This is a genomic window from Agrococcus baldri (assembly GCA_900114805.1).
GTDB classification, from domain to species: domain Bacteria; phylum Actinomycetota; class Actinomycetes; order Actinomycetales; family Microbacteriaceae; genus Agrococcus; species Agrococcus baldri.
The window spans coordinates 87,775-106,706 of record FOZN01000002.1 but is presented as its reverse complement, the minus strand read 5'-3'; the positions used below and the strand labels follow the sequence as shown (position 1 = coordinate 106,706).

Below are 18,932 nucleotides of genomic sequence, written 5' to 3'. Positions count from 1 at the left end.
GCAGGAGGGCACCCGCATGACCGACACCGCACAGCAGCTCGCCGCCGAGGGCGCCGCCCGCATCGAGTGGATCCGCTCGCGCATGCCGCTGCTGGCGGCGCTGCGCGACGAGTTCGCCCAGACGCAGCCCTTCGCCGGCCGCACCATCGGCGTCTCGCTGCACCTCGAGCCCAAGACCGCCGTGCTGGTCGAGACCCTCGCCGCCGGCGGCGCGCAGCTCGTCGGCACCGGCAACCACGGCTCGACGCAGGACGACGTCGTGGCCGCGCTGCAGGCATCCGGAGCCCGCCTGTTCGGCCGGCGCGACGACACCCTCGACGACCACCGCGCCAACCTGCGCCGCACGCTCGAGGCGCGACCCGACATGCTGCTCGACAACGGCGCCGACCTCGCGCTCGGCACCGTTGAGCACGGCTTCGCGCACGAGGTCGTCGGTGGCACCGAGGAGACCACCTCCGGCGGCTTCAGGCTGCGCGAGGAGGGCATCGCCGTGCCGTTCCCGGTGATCGTCATCAACGACTCGCGCATCAAGGCGATCGGCGAGAACCGGCACGCCGTCGGCCAGAGCGCCGTCGAGTCGCTCATGCGCATCACCAACCTGCAGGTGCCGGGCAGCCGCTTCGTCGTGATCGGCTACGGCTGGTGCGGCCGCGGCGTCGCGCAGTATCTGGCAGCGCTGGGCGGCAAGGTGGGCGTGGTCGAGCGCGACCCCGTGACGGCGCTCGAGGCCGCCTACGACGGCCACCGCGTCGGCACGCTCGAGGAGCTGCTGCCGTGGGCGGAGGTCGTGGTGACGGCGACCGGGCGACCGGATGCGCTGCCCGCGGCGGCGCTGCCGATGCTCGCCGACGGCGCGGTGCTGGCCAACATCGGCCACTTCCCGTGGGAGATCGACGTCGACGCGCTGCGTGAGGGCGCCACGAGCCGGCAGGTCGCGCCGGCGATTGAGCGCATCGAGCGCGACGGCCGCCACGTGGTGCTGCTGGCGGAGGGCCGCATGTTCAACCTCGCCGGGCCCCATCCCAAGGGCAACTCCATCCAGTCGATGGATCTGGGCTTCCTGCTGCAGGCGCGCTCGCTGGAACGGGCGGCAACGGGCGAGGGGCTCGTCCCCGGCCCGCAAGGGGTGCCCGTCGACATCGAGCACGGCATCGCGCTCGCGATGCTCGCGGCGATGGGCGCCTCGCGCTGAGTGCTTGCCCGCTCGTCACGGCCGTGGCAGAGTCGACCGTTGGGGGACAGCATCATGGACGAGCACGACACCGCGCAGGCCGACGACACCGCGCTGGCCGAGTCCGGCGACGCGTCCGCGCCGATCACGCATGAGGTGGAGGTCGCGGTCAGCCGCACGCGCGCCTGGGATGCCTACGTGCACGGGCTCGAGGAGTGGTGGCACCCCGGCTGGACCGCATTCGGCACGGGGCTGGACCGCATCGAGGTGGAGCCGCACGCGGGCGGCCGCATCATCGAGCACGGCCGCGACGGCGAGCAGCGCGAATGGGGCGAGGTGCTCGAGGCCGAGCCGGGCGAGCGCTTCGCGCACACCCTCCACCCCTCGCACGAGGGTGACCCGACGGTGGTGACGGTCGACTTCGACGACCTGCCGCACGGCGGCACGCGGGTGCGCCTCACGCACGGCGGCTGGAACGAGAGCAACCTCGCCGGTCGCGCGAAGCACACCGACTGGCCGATGCTGCTCGAGCGCTACCGCGCCCACGCCCAGCACGTCTGAGCGGCGCGCCGCCGCCGCGGCTCAGGCGCCGAAGAGCCGCTGCAGCCGCTGCGCGCCCTCGAGCAGCGCGTCGTCGGCGAGCGCGTACGAGAAGCGCAGGTAGCCCGACGGCCCGAAGGCCTCGCCGGGCACCGCCGCGACCTCGGCCTGCTCGAGCATGAGGTCGGCGAGCTCGAGGCTCGAGGTGGGCGTCACCCCGCCGAACTCCTTGCCCAGCAGTCCCGACACATCCGCGTAGACGTAGAAGGCACCCTTGGGAGTGGGCACCGAGAAGCCGGGGATCTTCGACAGCTCGGTCACGATGGTCTTCCGGCGCACATCGAACGCCGCCAGCATCTCGGCGACCGCGTCCTGCGGACCGTTCAGCGCCTCGACCGCGCCGAGCTGCGCGACGTTGTTGACGTTGCTGGTCAGGTGCGACTGCAGGTTGGCGGCGGCCTTGATGACGTCGGCCGGGCCGACCATCCAGCCCACCCGCCAGCCGGTCATCGCGTAGGTCTTCGCGACGCCGTTGACGAGGATGGTGCGGTCGGCGATCGCCGGGTGCGCCTCCACCACCGAGACGGCCCGCTCGCCGTCGTAGACGAGGTTCTGGTAGATCTCGTCGGCGATGATCCACAGGCCGTGTCTCTCGGCCCACTCGGCGATCTCGCGGATGCGCTCGGCCGGGTAGACGGCGCCGGTCGGGTTCGAGGGGCTCACCATCAGCAGCACCTTGGTGCGATCGGTGCGGGCCGCCTCGAGCTGGTCGACGGTGACCAGGTAGCCCTGGTCGGCGCCGGCGAAGACGTCGACCTGCTTCGCGCCGGTCAGCCCGATGGCCTCCGGATAGGTGGTCCAGTAGGGCGTCGGCACGAGCACCTCGTCGCCCGGGTCGAGGATGGTCTGGAACGCCTGGTAGACCGACTGCTTGCCGCCGTTGGTGACCAGCACCTGGCTCGCCTCGACCTGCAGCCCCGAATCGCGCAGCGTCTTCGCGGCGACCGCCTCGCGCAGCTCGGGCAGGCCGGCGGCGGGCGTGTAGCGGTAGTTCTTCGGGTCGGCGAGCGCCCGCTGGGCGGCCTCCACGATGTTCGGCGGCGTGGCGAAGTTCGGCTCGCCCGCGGCGTAGGAGATCACGTCGCGGCCGTCGGCCTTCAGCGCCTTGGCCTTCGCGTCGACTTTGAGGGTGGCGGATTCGTTGATCGCGGCGATGCGCGCAGAGATGCGGTTCACGGCACCAACACTACGGTGGCCCGAATGCTCGGGACAGGGGACGTCAGTCGGACCGACGCCCGAGACGGGCGACGGCGCCGGGGTCGCGGTGACGGCCCGAAAGGGCCGTCACTCCAGAGCTCCACCGCGCTCGACCAGCACGCCGTCCTCGTCGGCCCAGAGCATGGCGCCGGGACGGAAGGCGACGCCGCCGAACTCGACCACCGCATCCGCCTCTCCCGTGCCCGACTTGCCGCTCTTGCGGGGGATCGATCCGAGCGCCTTCACGCCCAGGTCGAGCTGCGCGAGCGCCGTGCGGTCGCGCACCGGACCGTGGATGATCACGCCCGCCCAGCCGTGCTCGAGCGCCGAGCCGGCGATCATGTCTCCCATCAGCGCCGTGGCCATCGAGCCGCCGCCGTCGACCACCAGCACGGCGCCGTCGCCGGGGGAGGCGAGCGTCGCCTTCACGAGCGCGTTGTCGTTCCGGCATCGGATGGTGCGCACGGGCCCGGAGAACCGGGTGCGCCCGCCCAGGTCGAGCAGCTGCGTCTCGAGCGCCTGCAGCTCGTCGCCCCGGTCGTCGTAGAGATCGGCTGTGCTCGTCATGCGGCCAACCGTACTCGCGGATGCGCGACAGGCCGTGAAGTGGACAGGGGGCCGGGCGGCGAAGTATGCTGTTCCCTTGGTGGTTGACGACTGCCATGCTGTCGCGTGCCCTCGGGCTCACGAGCGCATGGGTCTCCACCAGCCCAGGGCGGTGGCGCAATTGGTAGCGCAGCGGTCTCCAAAACCGCAGGTTGCAGGTTCGAGTCCTGTCCGCCCTGCTCGAGGCATCGGTCACGGTGCCTGACGGGCTCCGGCACTCGCCGGGCCGAACAGACGAAGGGTCACTGTGGCTGAGAACGCGATCGAGGAGGCACCCCGCTCACGCGAGGGAGCCTCTCGCAACCCGTTCGTGCGCCTGGTCGCATTCCTCAAGGAAGTGCTGGTCGAGCTGCGCAAGGTCGTCACACCGACGCGCAAAGAGCTGATCCGCTACACGCTCGTCGTGCTCGTGTTCGTCGTGTTCATGATGCTCTTCGTGTCAGGTCTCGACCTGGTGTTCGGCTCCTTCGTCGGCTGGATGTTCGGCGATCTGCCGCTGTTCGGCCTCGTCTGAGCCCGATCCGAGACTGAAGGAGAAGTACTACGTGTCTGACGTCAACGACCTCGACATCGAGCTGAACAAGGCGCTCGACGACCTCGTCCCCGATGACGAGAAGCCGGCCGAGCCGGAGACCGACCTGTACGAGGACTTCAAGCGCGAGATGCGCATGAAGCCCGGCCGCTGGTACGTCATCCACTCGTACGCGGGCTACGAGAAGAAGGTCAAGGCCAACATCGCCTCGCGCGCCGAGAACATGCAGGTCGACGGCATCTACGAGATCCAGGTGCCCACCGAGGACGTGCTCGAGACGAAGAACGGCCAGGCCAAGCGCGTCAACCGCGTGCGCGTCCCCGGCTACGTGCTGGTGCGCATGGACCTCGACGAGGACACCTGGTCGATCGTCCGCCACACGCCCGGCGTCACCGGCTTCGTCGGCAATGCCCACAACCCGGCGCCGCTGCGCTTCGACGAGGCGTTCACGATGCTGAAGCCGCTCGCCGACGAGGAGCTCGCCGAGCAGCAGAAGGCCACGCCCGACGCGAAGCCCACGCAGCTCGCGGTCGAGGTCGACTTCGAGGTCGGCGAGACCATCACGATCACCGAGGGCTCGTTCGCGGGCTTCCCGGGCACGATCTCCGAGATCCAGCCGGCGAGCCGCAAGCTCACCGTGCTCGTCAGCCTGTTCGAGCGCGAGACTCCTGTCGAGCTCGGCTTCGGTCAGGTCAGCAAGCTCTAGTCCCCCAGAGGGGACTGGATGCGGTCCCGGGCTTCACACGCGAGCCCACGACCGCGAACCACCAAGAAGGAAGAGACATGGCACCCAAGAAGAAGGTCACGGGTCTGATCAAGCTGCAGATCCAGGCCGGCGCCGCCAACCCCGCACCGCCGGTCGGTCCGGCGCTCGGTCAGCACGGCGTCAACATCATGGAGTTCTGCAAGGCGTACAACGCGGCGACCGAGTCGCAGCGTGGCAACGTCATCCCGGTCGAGATCACCGTCTACGAGGACCGCTCGTTCGACTTCGTGCTCAAGACCCCGCCGGCAGCTGAGCTCATCAAGAAGGCAGCTGGCGTCAAGAAGGGCTCCGGCGTCCCGCACACGACGAAGGTCGGCAAGCTGACGCAGGCGCAGGTCGAGGAGATCGCGCAGCAGAAGATGCCCGACCTCAACGCGAACGACCTCGAGGGCGCGAAGAAGATCGTCGCCGGCACCGCCCGCTCCATGGGCATCACCGTCGAGGCCTGACCTCGACGCTGCGCTCGCGCAGACCCGAGCCGCACGGCTCACCAGTGGCAGCGCCGGCCAGGCGCGCACCACGAACTCTGAACTAGGAGATCCACATGGCACAGAAGTCCAAGGCCTACAGGGCCGCAGCGGCGAAGATCGACGCTGACGCCTCGTACACGGCCGCAGAGGCCGTCGCAGTCGCTCGCGAGACCGGCTCGAAGAACACCGACTCGACCGTCGAGGTGGCGCTGAAGCTCGGCGTCGACCCGCGCAAGGCAGACCAGATGGTCCGCGGTACCGTTTCTCTTCCTCACGGCACCGGCAAGACCGCTCGCGTCATCGTCTTCGCGCAGGGCCCCGCAGCCGAGGCCGCCATCGCTGCTGGCGCCGACGAAGTGGGCTCCGACGAGCTCATCGAGAAGGTCGCCGGCGGCTGGACCAACTTCGACGCAGCCGTCGCGAGCCCCGAGCTCATGGGCAAGGTCGGTCGTCTCGGCAAGGTGCTCGGCCCGCGCGGCCTGATGCCGAACCCGAAGACCGGCACCGTCACCCCGAACGTCGCGCAGGCCGTCACCGACATCAAGGGCGGCCGCATCGAGTTCCGCGTCGACAAGCACTCGAACGTGCACTTCATCATCGGCAAGGCCTCGTTCTCGGCCGAGCAGCTCACCGACAACATCCAGGCAGCGCTCGACGAGATCGTCCGCCTCAAGCCGTCGTCGTCGAAGGGCCGCTACGTCACGAAGGCCACGGTCTCCACGACCTTCGGCCCCGGCGTGCCGGTGGACGTCACCAGCATCGGCTGAGACCCCGTCTCACACGAAGGCCCCGCTCCGGCGGGGCCTTCGTCGTTCCGCGGCCGCGGATGGGCACTGTCGCGCCGCGCGCGCCGGGCGTATGGTGCCACCGGATGCGGGAGGCGGCATGGGCGCATCGGGAGACCGAGGTCGGGGCGGAGCGCTGCGCGCGACCGTCGCGCGCGACGACCTGCGCGGTGCCGCGCTCGGTGCAGCCGCGGGGCTGGCGTGGATCGGGGCGCTCCGGGTCTGGATGGCGCTGCTGGCGGGGAGCGAGTCGACGGTGACGTGGCGCACCGGACCGTTCGTGCTGCTGCCGGGCGCGATCGTCGGCGCCGCGCACGGCCTGGGCGCGAGCCGCCGCTCTCATCGCGAGCTGGTGCCCATGGCGGTGCGGTGGAGCCCGATCGCGTTCGCCGCGCCGCTGCTGCTACCGGGCGCGATGCCGAAGTTGCTGCACTCCGGCATCGGGAGCGGCGCGCTCATGCCGCTCACGGCGATGGCTGTGTCGGGGGCGGTGCTGAGGCCCGCGTTCGCGCACGACCGACCGCGCGTGCGGCAGGGCGCTGCTGTGGTCGCCGCGCTCGCCATCGTCGGCGGCATGGTGGGCGGCGCGACCACCCGCGCACTCGCCCAGCCGCTGCGCGGCGCCCTCGTCGGCCTGCTCGGCACGAGCCTCCTCGTGCTCGCCGGCGTTGCAGCGCCCCTCGCCTACGACCGCGCGGTGGTCACGCCTCGATGAGGCGATGCTCGTAGGCGAGCGCGATGAGCTGCACGCGGCTCGCGACGCCGAGCTTCGTGAGGATCGCGCGCATGTGCGTCTTCACAGTCGTCTCGGCCACCCACAGCCGCTTCGCGATCTCCGCGTTCGAGAGTCCGCGGGCGGCGAGCGCGAACAGCTCGCGCTCCCGCTCGGTGAGCTCTGCGAGGATCGCCGTGTCGGGCGCGGGCCGCACGGGCGCGAACGCCCGCAGCAGGTCGAAGGTCTCGGCGGGCGCGATCACCTGCTGGCCGTCGACGACCGCGCGGATCGACTGCACGAGGAACTCCGACCGGGCGTCCTTGAGCAGGAAGCCGCTCGCTCCCGCGCGCAGCGCATCCACGACCGCCTTGTCCTGCCGGATCGTGGTGAGCACGATCACGTGCGGCGGCGGCTCGGGCGCCTCACGGCGGATGGCGGCGGTGGCGCTGACGCCATCGAGCACCGGCATGCGGATGTCCATCAGCACCACGTCGGGCCGCAGCTCCCGCGTGCGCGCGACCGCCTGCTCGCCGTCGAGCGCCGTGCCGACGACCTCGAGCCCGTCCTGGCTCTCGAGGATCATCGACAGCCCCTGCAGGAAGAGCTCCTGGTCGTCGACCAGCAGCAGCCGGATCGGCGCGGTCTGGCTCACCGGAGCGTCTCGTCGGGCGACATGGGGTTGCGGATGCGCCCATCGGGCAGGCGGGCGTCGGTCAGATCGACCGTGGTCGCCTGCGACCAGTCGTGCGTGGGGTACGGGGTGGTCGGATACGGCGTGGCGGGCTGTGCGCCGGGCTGCTGCGCGCCGCTCTGCTCCGGGTGGCGCTGCTGGTGCAGCCGGGTCGCCTCGACGATCCACGGCGCCACGACGTCTTCGGGCCGCTGCTGCTTGGGCACCGGCAGGGTGAACAGCTGCTCCTCGGTGAGCGGCGGGGTCGGCTCGTGGCTGATCGGCTCATAGGGCAGGTAGGCGCTCACGACGAAGCTGTCGCCATCGGCATCGATCTCCACCGTGCCGCCCGCGAGCCGGGCGCGCTCGTGCATCCCGGCGATGCCGCGGCCGGCGGGCTTCAGCACGATGCGGTCGAGGATGGGGGAGGCGATCGCGATCGAGAGCCCCGGGCCGGTCCAGGTGAGTGCAACGACGATGTCGATGTCGGCACCGCCGTGGCGGAGGGCGTTCGTGAGGCTCTCCTGCACGATGCGGTACGCGGCGATGTCGGCCAGCCGCGACAGGTGGCCGTGGGCGCCGATGTCGTGCAGCGCGACGCGCGGGCCGGCAGAGCGCAGCTGGGCGACCACTCCGGGGATGTCGGCGCTGGTGGGCTGCGGGCGGCGCGCGTCGTCATCGACCCGCTCGAGCAGCTGCCGCACCTCGACCAGCGCGAGCCGCGCCGTGTCGCTGATGGTCGTGAGCACCGGGTCGATGCGCTCCGGATGCTGCTGGTGGCTCAGGCGCAGTCCCTCGGCCTGGGCGGCGAGCACGGCGAGCGAGTGCGCCATCACGTCGTGGAAGTCGTGGGTCAGATCGGCGCGCAGCCGCTCGTCGCGCAGCTCGGACTCGACCACCGTGGTGCGGGCGACCGCCTGCTTCTTCGCGCTCTCGGCGCGCAGGGCGTCGCGCAGCCCGCGCGCGCCTATGACCGCTGCCCAGCCGAGCATCGCCGGCAGCCACCCGAGCAGCACCTCGTCCACTGATGGCACGATGGCACCGCCCAGACCCCACCACATCGACTGCGTGCTGAGCTGCCAGGTGATCGCGATGCCCGCGACGACGGCGATCGGCAGACCGGAGAGCAGCCGCAGTCGCAGCGGCTCGATGTGCCACGAGGCCAGCGCGGCCGTGACGAGCCCGATGGCGATGATGAACCAGGCGTTGTTCGGCTCGGTCGGCGCGGCCCAGAGCGCGCCGAGCAGGCCGAGCGCGTAGGCAGCCCAGACCCAGCGCATGCAGATGGCGAACCCGGCCAGCACGAGCATCACGGCGACGAGCGCTCCTGGCCCCTGGATCTGCGCGCTCATCGCCATCGACACGAGCGCGATGAGGGCGACGGGCGCGGGCCACCATCGCAGGCCGATGCCGAAGGCGCGCGTCAGGTTCATGCGCTCAGGCTAAGCCGGTGCGTGCGACCCGCGCACCGCATCCGGGACCATCTCGTCCTGAAGGACGAGAGCACCGGCCGCGCGGGAGGAAGGTCGTTGCGCAATCGTGACTGTCCGCGAACGATGTTTCCGCTGTGGTGCGGCTAGGTTGGTGCTCACGCACGCTCACCGCGGAGCCGCGGGCGCGTGCGAACGATCCCATAAGGAAAGGTCCAGCACCGTGATCTCACCCGCAAAGCGGCGTCTGCTCGCCGGCCTCGCCGGAGCTGCAGCCATGACGCTCGTGCTCACCGGTTGTGTGCAGAGCCAGCGCGACGACACCGACACAGGCGACGGCGACAGCGCCGCGCCCAGCGACGTCAACTCCACCTTCGTCTTCGCCTCCTCGAGCGACCCCTCGGGCCTCGACCCGGCCTTCGCCAACGACGGCGAGACGTTCCGCATCTCGCGCAACATCTTCGAGGGCCTGATCGGCGTCGAGCCCGGCACGGCCGACCCGGCGCCCCTGCTCGCCGAGGACTGGACGACGACCGAGGACGGCCTGTCGACCACCTTCAACCTGAAGTCCGATGTCACGTTCCACGACGGCACTCCGTTCGACGCCGAGGCGGTGTGCACCAACTTCGAACGCTGGTTCAACTGGACCGGTATCGCCGCGACCGAGAGCCTGTCCTACTACTACGGCGCGCTCTACCACGGGTTCGCCGGCGACGAGGACGCGCTCTACGAGTCGTGCTCGGCCGACGACGAGCTCACCGCCACCGTCACGTTGACCCGTCCGTTCTCGGGCTTCATCCCCTCGCTGTCGCTGCCGGCCTTCGCCATGCAGAGTCCGACTGCGATGGAGGAGTTCGGCGCGGATGACGTCGGCGGTTCGGCCGAGGCACCCGAGTACTCGGAGTACGCCGAGGCGCACCCGGTCGGCACCGGCCCCTTCACCTTCGACTCCTGGTCGCCCGGTGAGTCCGTCGTCCTGCAGGCTTACCCCGACTACTGGGGCGAGCAGGGTCAGGTGCAGGAGGTCGTGTTCCGCGTGATCGACGACCCGACCGCGCGCCGCCAGGCCCTCGAGGCGGGCGACGTCGACGGCTACGACCTGGTCGCGCCGGCCGACACCGCCGCGCTCGAGGAGGCCGGCTTCAACGTCATGCAGCGTGACCCGTTCACGATCCTCTACCTCGCCTTCAACCAGCAGGTCGAAGAGCTGCAGGACCCGCTCGTCCGCGAGGCGATCTCGCACGCGATCGACCGCGACGCGCTCATCACGCAGGTGCTCCCCGAGGGCACCGAGCCGGCGACGCAGTTCATCCCCGACGTGGTCAACGGCTACAACGAGGACGTCACGACCTACGACTACGACCCGGAGCGCGCGCGTGAGCTGCTCGCCGAGGCCGGCTACGAGGACGGGCTGGAGCTGACCTTCAACTACCCCGTCAACATCTCGCGCCCGTACATGCCCAACCCCGAGGAGATCTTCGTCGCGCTGTCCGGCCAGCTGGAGGAGGTCGGCATCACCGTCAACCCCGTCTCCAACGAGTGGGTCGACTACCTCGACCTCATCCAGGGCAGCGCCGACCACGGCATCCACCTGCTGGGCTGGACCGGCGACTACAACGACACCGACAACTTCGTCGGCGTCTTCTTCGGGTCGCAGGGCAACGAGTGGGGCTTCGACAACCCGGAGCTCTTCCAGGCCCTCGCCGAGGCGCGCGAGCTGCCCGACTTCGAGGAGGCCGGTGCTCGCTACCAGGAGATCAACGAGCAGATCGCCCAGTTCATCCCCGGCGTGCCGCTCGCGCACCCGGCGCCCTCGCTGGCATTCAACGAGCGCGTGATCTCGTACCCGGCCAGCCCCGTCAACGACGAGGTGTACAACATGATCGAGCTCAGCGAGTAGTCTCGGTCAGTCATGCGGATGCCGTGGGGCGCAAGCTCCACGGCATCCGCACGACCGGGTAGATCCCGGTCCCCTGAGCTAGCCCCCGACGGAGAGACGACGTGCTGCGAACCATCGGCAGACGCCTGCTGCTGCTGATCCCGACCCTGTTCGGCTTGACCGTGCTGCTGTTCTTCTGGGTGCGGGCTCTGCCCGGCGGCCCGGCTGCAGCGCTCCTGGGCGAACGCGCGACGCCGGAGGCGATCGAGCGGATCAACGAGGCCTACGGGTTCAACCGGCCGCTGCCTGAGCAGTACATCACCTGGCTCGGCAAGCTCGTGCAGGGCGACTTCGGCAACTCGATCGAGACCCGCAGGCCGGTGCTCGAGGAGTTCATGAACCGCTTCCCGGCCACTATCGAGCTGTCCGTGTTCGCGCTCATCATCGCCGTGGGCATCGGCGTCCCGCTCGGCTACTGGGCGGCCCGCAACCACGGCAGATGGCTCGACCACCTCTCGGTGGGGGCGAGCCTGCTGGGCATCACCATCCCCGTCTTCTTCCTCGCGTTCATGCTCAAGTGGGCGTTCGCGGTGCAGCTCGGCTGGCTGCCGACCACTGGGCGTCAGGATCGCGGCGTCGACGCGACGCACTTCACGGGCTTCTACGTGCTCGATGGCGTCCTGACCGGCGAGTTCGACGCATCCTGGAACGCGATCGTCCACCTGATCCTGCCTGCCGTGGCGCTGGCGACCATCCCGCTCGCCATCATCGTGCGCATCACCCGCGCATCCGTGCTCGAGGTCGTCAACGCCGACTACGTGCGCACCGGCCGTGCGAAGGGCGTCTCGAAGCAGATCATCCGCAACCGGTTCGTGCTGCGGAACGCCATGCTGCCGGTCGTGACCACGATCGGCCTGCAGACGGGCCTGCTGATCTCCGGCGCGGTGCTCACCGAGACGGTGTTCGCCTTCCCCGGGATCGGCTCGTTCCTCGCGAACGCCATCTTCGCGCGCGACTTCCCGGTGCTGCAGGGCTTCGTGCTCTTCATCGCCGTCGCCTACGCGCTGATCAACCTGCTCGTCGACATCTCCTACAGCATCATCGACCCGAGAGTGAGGATCCAGTGAGCACCACAGAAGTCCTCCAGCCCTCCACCGGTCCCGAGACGGGAGCGGAGGCACCACGCCGCAGCGGCAGCTTCTGGGGCGATGTCTTCCGTCGCGTGCGCAAGAACCCGGCCGCCTGGGTCGGCGCGATCGTGGTGCTGCTGTTCATCCTGGTCGCGGCACTCGCACCCTGGCTGGCGCCGTACGCCGAGCTCGACACCCCTGGTCGTGAGCACCTGCGGCCGACCTCGCTGCCGGGTCCCGGTGACTTGGCGGAGTTCCCGCTCGGCATCGATCGCTTCGGTGGCGACGTGCTCTCGAAGCTCATCTGGGGTGCGCAGGCATCCCTGCTGATCGGCGTCATCTCGACCTTCTTCGGGCTGGCCGGCGGCATGGTGCTCGGCGCGATCGCCGGCGCGTTCGGCGGCTGGATCGACGGCCTGATCATGCGCATCGTCGACATCCTGCTGTCGGTGCCGAACCTGCTGCTCGCGGTCTCGATCGCAGCCATCCTCGGCCGCACGCCGCTCGCGATCATGATCGCCATCGGCGTCTCGCAAGTGCCGATCTTCGCACGTCTGCTGCGCTCGTCGATGCTCGGCCAGCGCAGTGCTGACTACGTGCTGGCCGCCCGCACGCTGGGCCTCGGCACCGGCCGCATCACCATGACGCACCTGCTGCCGAACTCCGTCGGCCCGGTGATCGTGCAGGCGACGCTGACGCTCGCGACCGCAGTCATCGACGCCGCAGCGCTGTCGTTCCTCGGCCTGGGTGGCGGCCGGCCTGAGACGGCCGAGTGGGGCCGCATGCTCACCTACGCGCAGAACGAGCTCGCGATCGCGCCGTCGCTCGCCTTCCTGCCCGGCGTCTGCATCATGATCACGGCGCTCGGCTTCACCCTGCTGGGCGAGTCGCTGCGCGAGGCCATGGATCCGCGCACGCGCAAGCGCTGACGCCGAAGCAGCAGACGCCCTGGGCCGCACTCGGCTCGGGGCGTCTGCCGTCGGCGCGGCTCAGCTGGCGATCTTGAGCTCGTTGCCCGGGATCGACGCGAGCAGCTTGCGCGTGTACGGGTCACGCGGGTTCGTGAAGATCTCCTCCGAGGTCGCGGCCTCGACGAGCCTGCCGTTCTGCATCACGCTGACGTAGTCGCTGATGAGGCGCACCACCGCGAGGTCGTGCGAGATGAAGAGGTAGCTGAGGCCGAGCTCCTGCTGCAGGTCGCCCAGCAATCGCAGGATCTGATCCTGCACGAGCACGTCGAGGGCAGAGACCGGCTCGTCGCAGACGATCACGTCGGGCTTGAGCGCGAGCGCGCGAGCGATCGCGACACGCTGCCGCTGGCCGCCCGAGAGCTCCGAAGGGTACCGGCGCGCCATCTCGCTCGGAAGCGCCACCTGGTCCAGCAGCTCGCGCACGCGCAACTCTCGCTCTCGCTTGCCACCCTGCTGGTAGAAGGCCAGCGGCTCCTCGATGATCTTCTCGATCGTGAACATCGGGTTGAGCGACGAGTACGGATCCTGGAACACCGGCTGCACGCGCTGCCGGAACTCGCGCTGCTCCTGCTTCGACAGCCCGAAGACGTCCTTGCCCTCGAAGCGGATGGTGCCGCTCGTGGGCTCGAACGCCTTCAGCAGCATGCGGGCAGCCGTGGTCTTGCCCGAGCCCGACTCTCCCACGATCGAGACGGTCGTGCCGCGGGGCACCTTGAGCGAGACGTCGTCGACGGCCTTGAACGGCTCGCGGCTGCCCCGCACGGGGAACTCCTTGGTGACCCCCTCGAACTCGACGATCACGTCCTGCGCGAGCGCCGCATCCGTCCCCTCGTCCTTCGAGAAGTCCTCCGGGCGCAGGCGAGCCATCGCGACCGAGGGAGCCGCCTTGACGAGCGACTGCGTGTAGGGGTGCTGCGGCGCCTCGAGGATCTGCTTCGCGGGCCCCTGCTCGACGACGCGGCCGCGGTGCATGACCACGACGTGCTTGGCGCGCTCTGCCGCGAGTCCGAGGTCGTGCGTGATGAGCAGCACCGAGGTGCCGAGCTCCTTCGTCATCGTGTCGAGCTGATCGAGGATGGTGCGCTGCACGGTGACGTCGAGCGCGCTCGTCGGCTCGTCGGCGATCAGCAGCTGCGGCCGGCACGCGAGGCCGATCGCGATCAGCGCGCGCTGGCGCATGCCGCCGGAGAACTCGTGCGGATACTGCTTTGCGCGTGCGGCCGCGTCGGGGAGCCCAGCGGCCTCGAGCGTCTCGGCGACCTTCTGATCGACGTTCTTGCGCGTGGCCAGCCCGTGCGCGAGCAGCGTCTCGGCCACTTGCGTGCCGATCTTCGCCACCGGGTTGAGGTTCGACATCGGATCCTGCGGGACGAGCCCGATGCGGCCGCCTCGGATCTTCCGCAGCTTCGCCTCGCTCGCGCCGATCAGCTCTTCGCCATCCAGGCGCACGCTGCCGGCGGTCGCCCGCCCGTTGCCGGGCAGCAGGCCGATCACGGCCATCGCGGTCGTGGACTTGCCGGAACCCGACTCGCCCACGATCGCGAGGGTCTCGCCCGCACCGATCGACAGGTTCGCCTCATGGACTGCCGTCACCACGCCATCCTGCGTGGTGAACTCGACCTTGAGTCCGGAGACCTCCAGCAGCGGCTTCTTCGCGTCGCTCATGGCGACCATCCTGCCGTACTGCCGGGCTCGAGAACGACGACTCAGCGCACCTTCAGCACGAGCTTGCCCCGCACGTGGCCGCCCTGCAGCTCGGCGAACGCCTCGCGCACCTTGTCGAGCGGGTACACCTTCTGCACCTCGACGCGCACATCGCCGGCGTCGATCAGACGGCTGATGATGCCCAGGTTGCCGCCGTCCGACTCGACCTTGACGGAGGAGGCGCGCATGCCGCGACCTGCGGCGACGGATGCGTAGTCGGGCCAGGAGCCGGTGGGCACGTTCAGATACAGGCCGCCGTGCTTGAGCGCGTCGAGCGAGCGCGTGCCCGTGTCGTCGGCGACGTTGCCGATCAGGTCGACGACCACGTCGACCTTCTGCAGCACCTCCTCGAAGCGGTCCTTGCGGTAGTCGACCACCTCGTCGGCGCCCAGCGAGCGCGCGAAGTCGACGTTGCGCTCCGAGACGGTGGTGGCGACGTGCGCGCCGAAGTACTTCGCGAACTGCACAGCGAAGTGGCCGACGCCGCCGGCACCGGCGTGGATGAGGATGCGCTGGCCGGCGCGCGCCTTGGCGATCCGCACGACCGCGTCCCAGGCGGTGAGCGCTGCGCACGGCACCGCGGCGGCCTCCTCGAAGCTGAGCGACTCGGGCTTCGGGGCGAGCGCCAGGCTCGGCACGACCGCCTGCTCGGCGTAGCTGCCGCGCGTGCGCCAGTGGTTCACGATGCCGAACACGGCGTCGCCTGGCTGCAGGTCGTGCGCCTCGTAGGGCGACTCGGCGACGGTGCCCGCGACGTCGCCGCCCGGGATCCAGGGCAGCAGCGGCTCGACGGCCTTCGCGGCGCCCTTGCCGATGGCGGTCTTGTAGTCGATCGGGTTCATGCCGGCCGCGTGGACGTCGACGATCACCTCGGTGCCGAGCTTCATGGGAGCGTCGATCTCCCCGATCTCGACGGTCTCGGTCGGGCCGAACTCCCGTACCAGCACTGCGCGCATCGCACTTCCTCCCAGCTACGCCTCGACGCTAGCGCACGCGTATGACGCGCAGAGGTCCGCATGACGGCATGTGACGCACGGCCGCGCACGGCTACAGTGCTCCTGTGTCCCGCCACCGACCAGACGGCGTCGTCGTCGCCGACGCCGTCGTCGCATCCGCCGCCGCCGTCTGCCTCGTGGCCGGGGCGGTCGTCATCGGGCAGGCGCGCGCAGCGCTCGACCGGTTCCTCTACATCTCCGAGCTCGGGGCGCTGGGCATGCCCACGGCCGAGCAGTTCCAGGTGGGCTTCCTGCTGGTGATCGCCGGCATCCTGCTGGTCGCGGTGGTGCTGCGCGACGTGCGCACGCGGCTGCCGTTCCTGCGCGGCGTGCTGCCGGCCGCCGCGCTCGTCGCCGCGGGCGCGCTGTTCCTGGTCGCCGCGGCCGTGCCCTGCTCGATGGGCTGCCCCTCGCTGCTCACCGACGAGGCGCAGTGGCGCGACTGGGTGCACATCGTCGCCGCGGTGCTCGCGTTCGCGGCCGGCTGCCTGGCGATGCTGCAGTTCGCGACCGCGCGCGACCGCTGGGTCGCGCGGCTCTCGACCGCCGGGGGACTCGCAGTCGGCAGCATCGCCGCGACCGGCGGCATCATCTCGCTCGCGCGCGGCAACACCGACATCGGCTCGACCCTCGAGTACGTGGCCGCCGCGATCGGCATCGTCTGGATGCTCGCGATGGCGGCCGTCCACGTGCTGCCCGCCGCGGCTCAACGGCCATTGCAGACCGATGTGCCGATTTCTCGCACATCGGTGCCGAGCAGCCGTTGAGTCTCGGTGGCGACTAGCGGATGCCGGTCAGGAAGCTGCCCAGCTGGTGCCGGAACCACGCCATCATCGCCTGCTCGCCGTCGTCCCGTGCGGGTGAGACGAGCATGCGCACGCCCAGCTCGTCGCGCCACGCCTCAGCCACGTGCAGCGGATGCACCGGGTCGCGCGGACTCGCGAGCACCACGGTCGGCGCGGGGATGCGCAGCTCGCCCGGCCGGTAGGCGGCGTTGCGGGGGATCTCGAGCAGACGGATGCGTCGTTCGGCCGCCAGGGGCTGGGTCGCCTGGGCCTCGAACGCGCGGGCGTGCGAGAGCGACTCGTGCGCGATGGCGCGCCAGGCGCCGGAGGCCCGCAGCTGGTCGAGCACGCGCTGCGGGCGCCGCTCGTCGAGGAGCCGCCCCAGCACGGGGAAGACGGCCAGGTTCGGCGGCAGCGGCTCGGTGGTGAAGGCGGGCCGCACGAGCGCGACCCGGTCGAGCGGGAAGCGGCCCGAGCGCGCGATCAGCGCGGCCAGCGCCGCGCCGAGCGAGACGCCGACGATCGAGACGGGCGAGCCGTCGCCGACGCGGACGAGCTCGTCGGCGACCTCCTCCGCCAGCGCCTCGAGCGCGAAGTCGGCGGGCTCGCCGATGAGCGGGCTGGTCCCGTGCGCGCGCAGGTCGGGCGCGAGCACCTGCACACCGGCGGGCACCGCGCCCGCCAGGTAGTCGCGCATGGCGCTGGAATCCGAGCCCAGGCCGTGGATCGCGAGCAGCATCAGCGCGCCAGCAGCGCGAGCAGCTGGTCGGCGCGGTCGACGAGCGCGGCGATCTCGTCCTCGTCGCGCTCCACCCACTGGTGCCTCGGCGGACCGACCGGCACGAAGTCGCGGTGCTGCTCCCAGACGAAGAGCGTGCGCTCGGCGCCGAGCACGTACTGCTGCCACCAGATCTGCCGCAGGTAGTGCTTCGGGATGCGCTCGAAGGGCTTCGACGTCGTCTTGATCTCGGCCAGCACGCTGCCGTCGTCGCTGATGCAGTCGGGCGTCGCGAGGTGACGGCGCTCCGGCACCGAGTGGAACAGTGCGTCGGATGCCGTGAGCGAGAAGTGGTCGTGCACCCAGTCGGCGATGTGCGGCTCGCGCGCGCGGCCGTGGTCGGTGAAGGCGTTGCCGGTGAAGCCGCGCGGGCCGAACTTCTCCATCGCCACGTTCTGGATCGAGCGCTGCGTGCTGAGCTTCGCCGCGTCGGTCGCGGTGACGCCCTGCGAGCGCGCGCGCAGCCACGCGACGCGGTCGCTCGAATAGGCGACGATCCGGCGCACGTGCCCGGCGATCACGACGGTCGACTGCGCGAGCACCTGCGCGCGCGGGCCGGCTTCCGACGCCGGGGGAGCGGTCGACAGCTCGGCCTGATCGCCGAAGATGTCGAGCTGCACGTCCACCGCTCCATCGTCCCACGCCCCGCCGACGCGGCGGGCCGCCGCGCGCGTGATGCAATAGCGCCCATGACGCATCCGTACGACGAGCTGAGCGACGCCGAGCAGGTCGAGGCGCTGCGGCCGGTCGCGCTGCAGGCAGCAGCGGCGTTCGGTCTCGAGGTGGCGACGCTCGTGCCGCTGCTGCACGCCTACAACACCACCTTCGAGCTCGGCACATCCGACGGCCGGCGCTTCGCGCTGCGGGTCGGCACCAATTCGCAGAGCACGCCGGCGCACGCGATCGCGCAGCAGTCGTGGATCGCCGCGATCGCCGAGCAGACCGAGGTGCTCGTGGCACGGCCGCAGCGCACGCGTGCGGGGCAGTGGTTCGTCGAGGTCGACTCGAGCGCGCTCGGCCGGCCCCTGCTCGTGACGGTCGCCGGGTGGCTCGCGGGCGAGGATGCGGATGCCTTGGGGCCAGACGCCGCCGCGGCGCTCGGTCGCACGATGGCCGCGCTGCACGCGCACGCCGAGACGTGGCAGCTGCCGGAGGGCGCCGAGCTGCCGCGCTTCGTCGAGCCGCTGTTCGGCGACCGCGACCTGCTCGACGCCGCACCCGGGCTGAGCGACGAGGACCGCGAGGTGCTGCGGCGCACGCGGCAGCGCGCCGGTGAGGCGTTCGACCGGCTGCGCACCGGCCGGCTGCGGCCGCTGCACGCCGACCTGCACGGGGGCAACCTGAAGTGGCACGAGGGGCGGCTCGCGGTGTTCGACTTCGACGACGCCGGGCTCGGGGCGCCGGTGCTCGACCTGGCGATCTCGACGTTCTACCTGCGCGGCGAGGACCCGGCGCTCGAGGCTGCGGTGCGCGCCGGCTATCAGCAGCTGCTGCCGCTGCCTGAGGTGGAGCCAGCCGACTTCGAGGCGCTCGTCGCCTCGCGGCAGCTGCTGCTCGCGAACGCCCTGCAGCTGAGCACCACGGCCGATCTGAAGGCGGGCGCCGCCGAGTACCTGCGCACCTCGATCGCGCGCCTGCGCCAGTGGCTCGAGACCGGCACCTTCACCCGCGCCATCGGCTGAGCTGCGCGCGCCGGCGACTGCTGCTTCGCGCACATCAGGAACGCACAGGAATGGCATAGGCTGACT

The 18,932-nt window shown here is 70.7% G+C and carries 19 protein-coding genes, 1 tRNA gene and 1 pseudogene; 13 read left to right on the top strand and 8 right to left on the bottom strand.

What is annotated here, in order from left to right:
- The first annotated feature begins 16 nt into the window (after positions 1-16).
- Positions 17-1,192, top strand: a complete 1,176-nt coding sequence (locus tag BM288_RS04580; RefSeq protein WP_092916418.1) for an adenosylhomocysteinase — start codon at positions 17-19, stop codon at positions 1,190-1,192.
- 39 nt (positions 1,193-1,231) lie between these two features.
- The gene (locus tag BM288_RS04575; protein WP_143103021.1) at positions 1,232-1,732 is read left to right on the top strand and encodes an SRPBCC domain-containing protein; all 501 of its coding nucleotides are present in this window, start codon (positions 1,232-1,234) and stop codon (positions 1,730-1,732) included.
- A 21-nt stretch (positions 1,733-1,753) separates the two neighbouring features.
- On the opposite strand, the gene BM288_RS04570 is transcribed toward BM288_RS04575, so the two are convergent.
- Positions 1,754-2,947: a pyridoxal phosphate-dependent aminotransferase gene (locus BM288_RS04570; RefSeq protein WP_092916414.1), complete on the bottom strand. Its 1,194-nt coding sequence runs from the start codon at positions 2,945-2,947 to the stop codon at positions 1,754-1,756.
- Between the two features lie 108 nt (positions 2,948-3,055).
- On the bottom strand, positions 3,056-3,535 hold the full coding sequence (rraA, locus tag BM288_RS04565; protein ID WP_092916412.1) for a ribonuclease E activity regulator RraA: 480 nt from the start codon (positions 3,533-3,535) through the stop codon (positions 3,056-3,058).
- Between the two features lie 145 nt (positions 3,536-3,680).
- Between rraA and BM288_RS04560 the strand changes: the two genes are divergently transcribed.
- From BM288_RS04560 to BM288_RS04535, 6 genes and pseudogenes are all read left to right on the top strand, one after another.
- Positions 3,681-3,753: transfer RNA gene (locus tag BM288_RS04560), tRNA-Trp, on the top strand.
- Positions 3,754-3,884: 131 nt separating this feature from the next.
- Positions 3,885-4,088: a preprotein translocase subunit SecE gene (gene secE, locus BM288_RS04555; protein ID WP_404799692.1), complete on the top strand. Its 204-nt coding sequence runs from the start codon at positions 3,885-3,887 to the stop codon at positions 4,086-4,088.
- Positions 4,089-4,209: 121 nt separating this feature from the next.
- A pseudogene (gene nusG / locus BM288_RS04550) lies at positions 4,210-4,812 on the top strand (transcription termination/antitermination protein NusG); the annotation flags it as partial.
- A gap of 77 nt (positions 4,813-4,889) precedes the next feature.
- Entirely contained in the window at positions 4,890-5,321 is a 432-nt protein-coding gene (rplK, locus tag BM288_RS04545; protein ID WP_092916405.1) for a 50S ribosomal protein L11, read from the top strand.
- 95 nt (positions 5,322-5,416) lie between these two features.
- Entirely contained in the window at positions 5,417-6,109 is a 693-nt protein-coding gene (rplA, locus tag BM288_RS04540) for a 50S ribosomal protein L1 (RefSeq protein WP_092916403.1), read from the top strand.
- Between the two features lie 118 nt (positions 6,110-6,227).
- On the top strand, positions 6,228-6,842 hold the full coding sequence (locus BM288_RS04535) for a hypothetical protein (RefSeq protein WP_092916401.1): 615 nt from the start codon (positions 6,228-6,230) through the stop codon (positions 6,840-6,842).
- On the opposite strand, the gene BM288_RS04530 is transcribed toward BM288_RS04535, so the two are convergent.
- Positions 6,829-7,425, bottom strand: coding sequence for a response regulator (locus BM288_RS04530; protein WP_092917696.1), 597 nt, complete (start codon positions 7,423-7,425; stop codon positions 6,829-6,831). The two genes, BM288_RS04535 and BM288_RS04530, sit on opposite strands and share 14 nt — an antisense overlap.
- 65 nt (positions 7,426-7,490) lie before the next feature.
- Positions 7,491-8,945, bottom strand: a complete 1,455-nt coding sequence (locus BM288_RS04525; RefSeq protein WP_092916399.1) for a sensor histidine kinase — start codon at positions 8,943-8,945, stop codon at positions 7,491-7,493.
- A 274-nt stretch (positions 8,946-9,219) separates the two neighbouring features.
- On the opposite strand from BM288_RS04525, the gene BM288_RS04520 reads away from it, so the two are divergent.
- The 3 genes from BM288_RS04520 to BM288_RS04510 all read left to right on the top strand — a co-directional run bounded on the left by BM288_RS04520 (position 9,220) and on the right by BM288_RS04510 (position 12,880).
- A complete protein-coding gene (locus BM288_RS04520) occupies positions 9,220-10,842 on the top strand; it encodes an ABC transporter substrate-binding protein (RefSeq protein ID WP_092917694.1) in 1,623 nt (540 codons plus the stop codon).
- Positions 10,843-10,943: 101 nt separating this feature from the next.
- The gene (locus tag BM288_RS04515) at positions 10,944-11,948 is read left to right on the top strand and encodes an ABC transporter permease (protein ID WP_092916397.1); all 1,005 of its coding nucleotides are present in this window, start codon (positions 10,944-10,946) and stop codon (positions 11,946-11,948) included.
- Positions 11,945-12,880 (top strand): ABC transporter permease, encoded by a 936-nt coding sequence (locus tag BM288_RS04510; RefSeq protein ID WP_092916395.1) that lies wholly within the window; start codon positions 11,945-11,947, stop codon positions 12,878-12,880. Before BM288_RS04515 ends, BM288_RS04510 begins: the two co-directional genes overlap by 4 nt.
- Before the next feature lie 60 nt (positions 12,881-12,940).
- Here the strand turns inward: BM288_RS04510 and BM288_RS04505 are convergent, their stop codons facing one another.
- Both BM288_RS04505 and BM288_RS04500 read right to left on the bottom strand, forming a co-directional pair.
- Entirely contained in the window at positions 12,941-14,587 is a 1,647-nt protein-coding gene (locus BM288_RS04505) for an ABC transporter ATP-binding protein (RefSeq protein ID WP_092916393.1), read from the bottom strand.
- A 41-nt stretch (positions 14,588-14,628) separates the two neighbouring features.
- On the bottom strand, positions 14,629-15,582 hold the full coding sequence (locus BM288_RS04500; protein WP_092916391.1) for an NADP-dependent oxidoreductase: 954 nt from the start codon (positions 15,580-15,582) through the stop codon (positions 14,629-14,631).
- A gap of 104 nt (positions 15,583-15,686) precedes the next feature.
- Here BM288_RS04500 and BM288_RS04495 point away from each other — a divergent pair, with 104 nt between their 5' ends.
- A complete protein-coding gene (locus BM288_RS04495) occupies positions 15,687-16,388 on the top strand; it encodes a DUF998 domain-containing protein (protein WP_092916389.1) in 702 nt (233 codons plus the stop codon).
- A 13-nt stretch (positions 16,389-16,401) separates the two neighbouring features.
- On the opposite strand, the gene BM288_RS04490 is transcribed toward BM288_RS04495, so the two are convergent.
- Entirely contained in the window at positions 16,402-17,145 is a 744-nt protein-coding gene (locus BM288_RS04490) for an alpha/beta fold hydrolase (protein WP_092916387.1), read from the bottom strand.
- Positions 17,145-17,810 (bottom strand): YqaJ viral recombinase family protein, encoded by a 666-nt coding sequence (locus tag BM288_RS04485; protein WP_318255334.1) that lies wholly within the window; start codon positions 17,808-17,810, stop codon positions 17,145-17,147. Before BM288_RS04485 ends, BM288_RS04490 begins: the two co-directional genes overlap by 1 nt.
- A 63-nt stretch (positions 17,811-17,873) precedes the next feature.
- Here BM288_RS04485 and BM288_RS04480 point away from each other — a divergent pair, with 63 nt between their 5' ends.
- Complete coding sequence (locus tag BM288_RS04480; protein ID WP_092916383.1) at positions 17,874-18,866, top strand: phosphotransferase enzyme family protein; 993 nt, start codon at positions 17,874-17,876, stop codon at positions 18,864-18,866.
- The last annotated feature ends 66 nt before the right edge of the window (positions 18,867-18,932 follow it).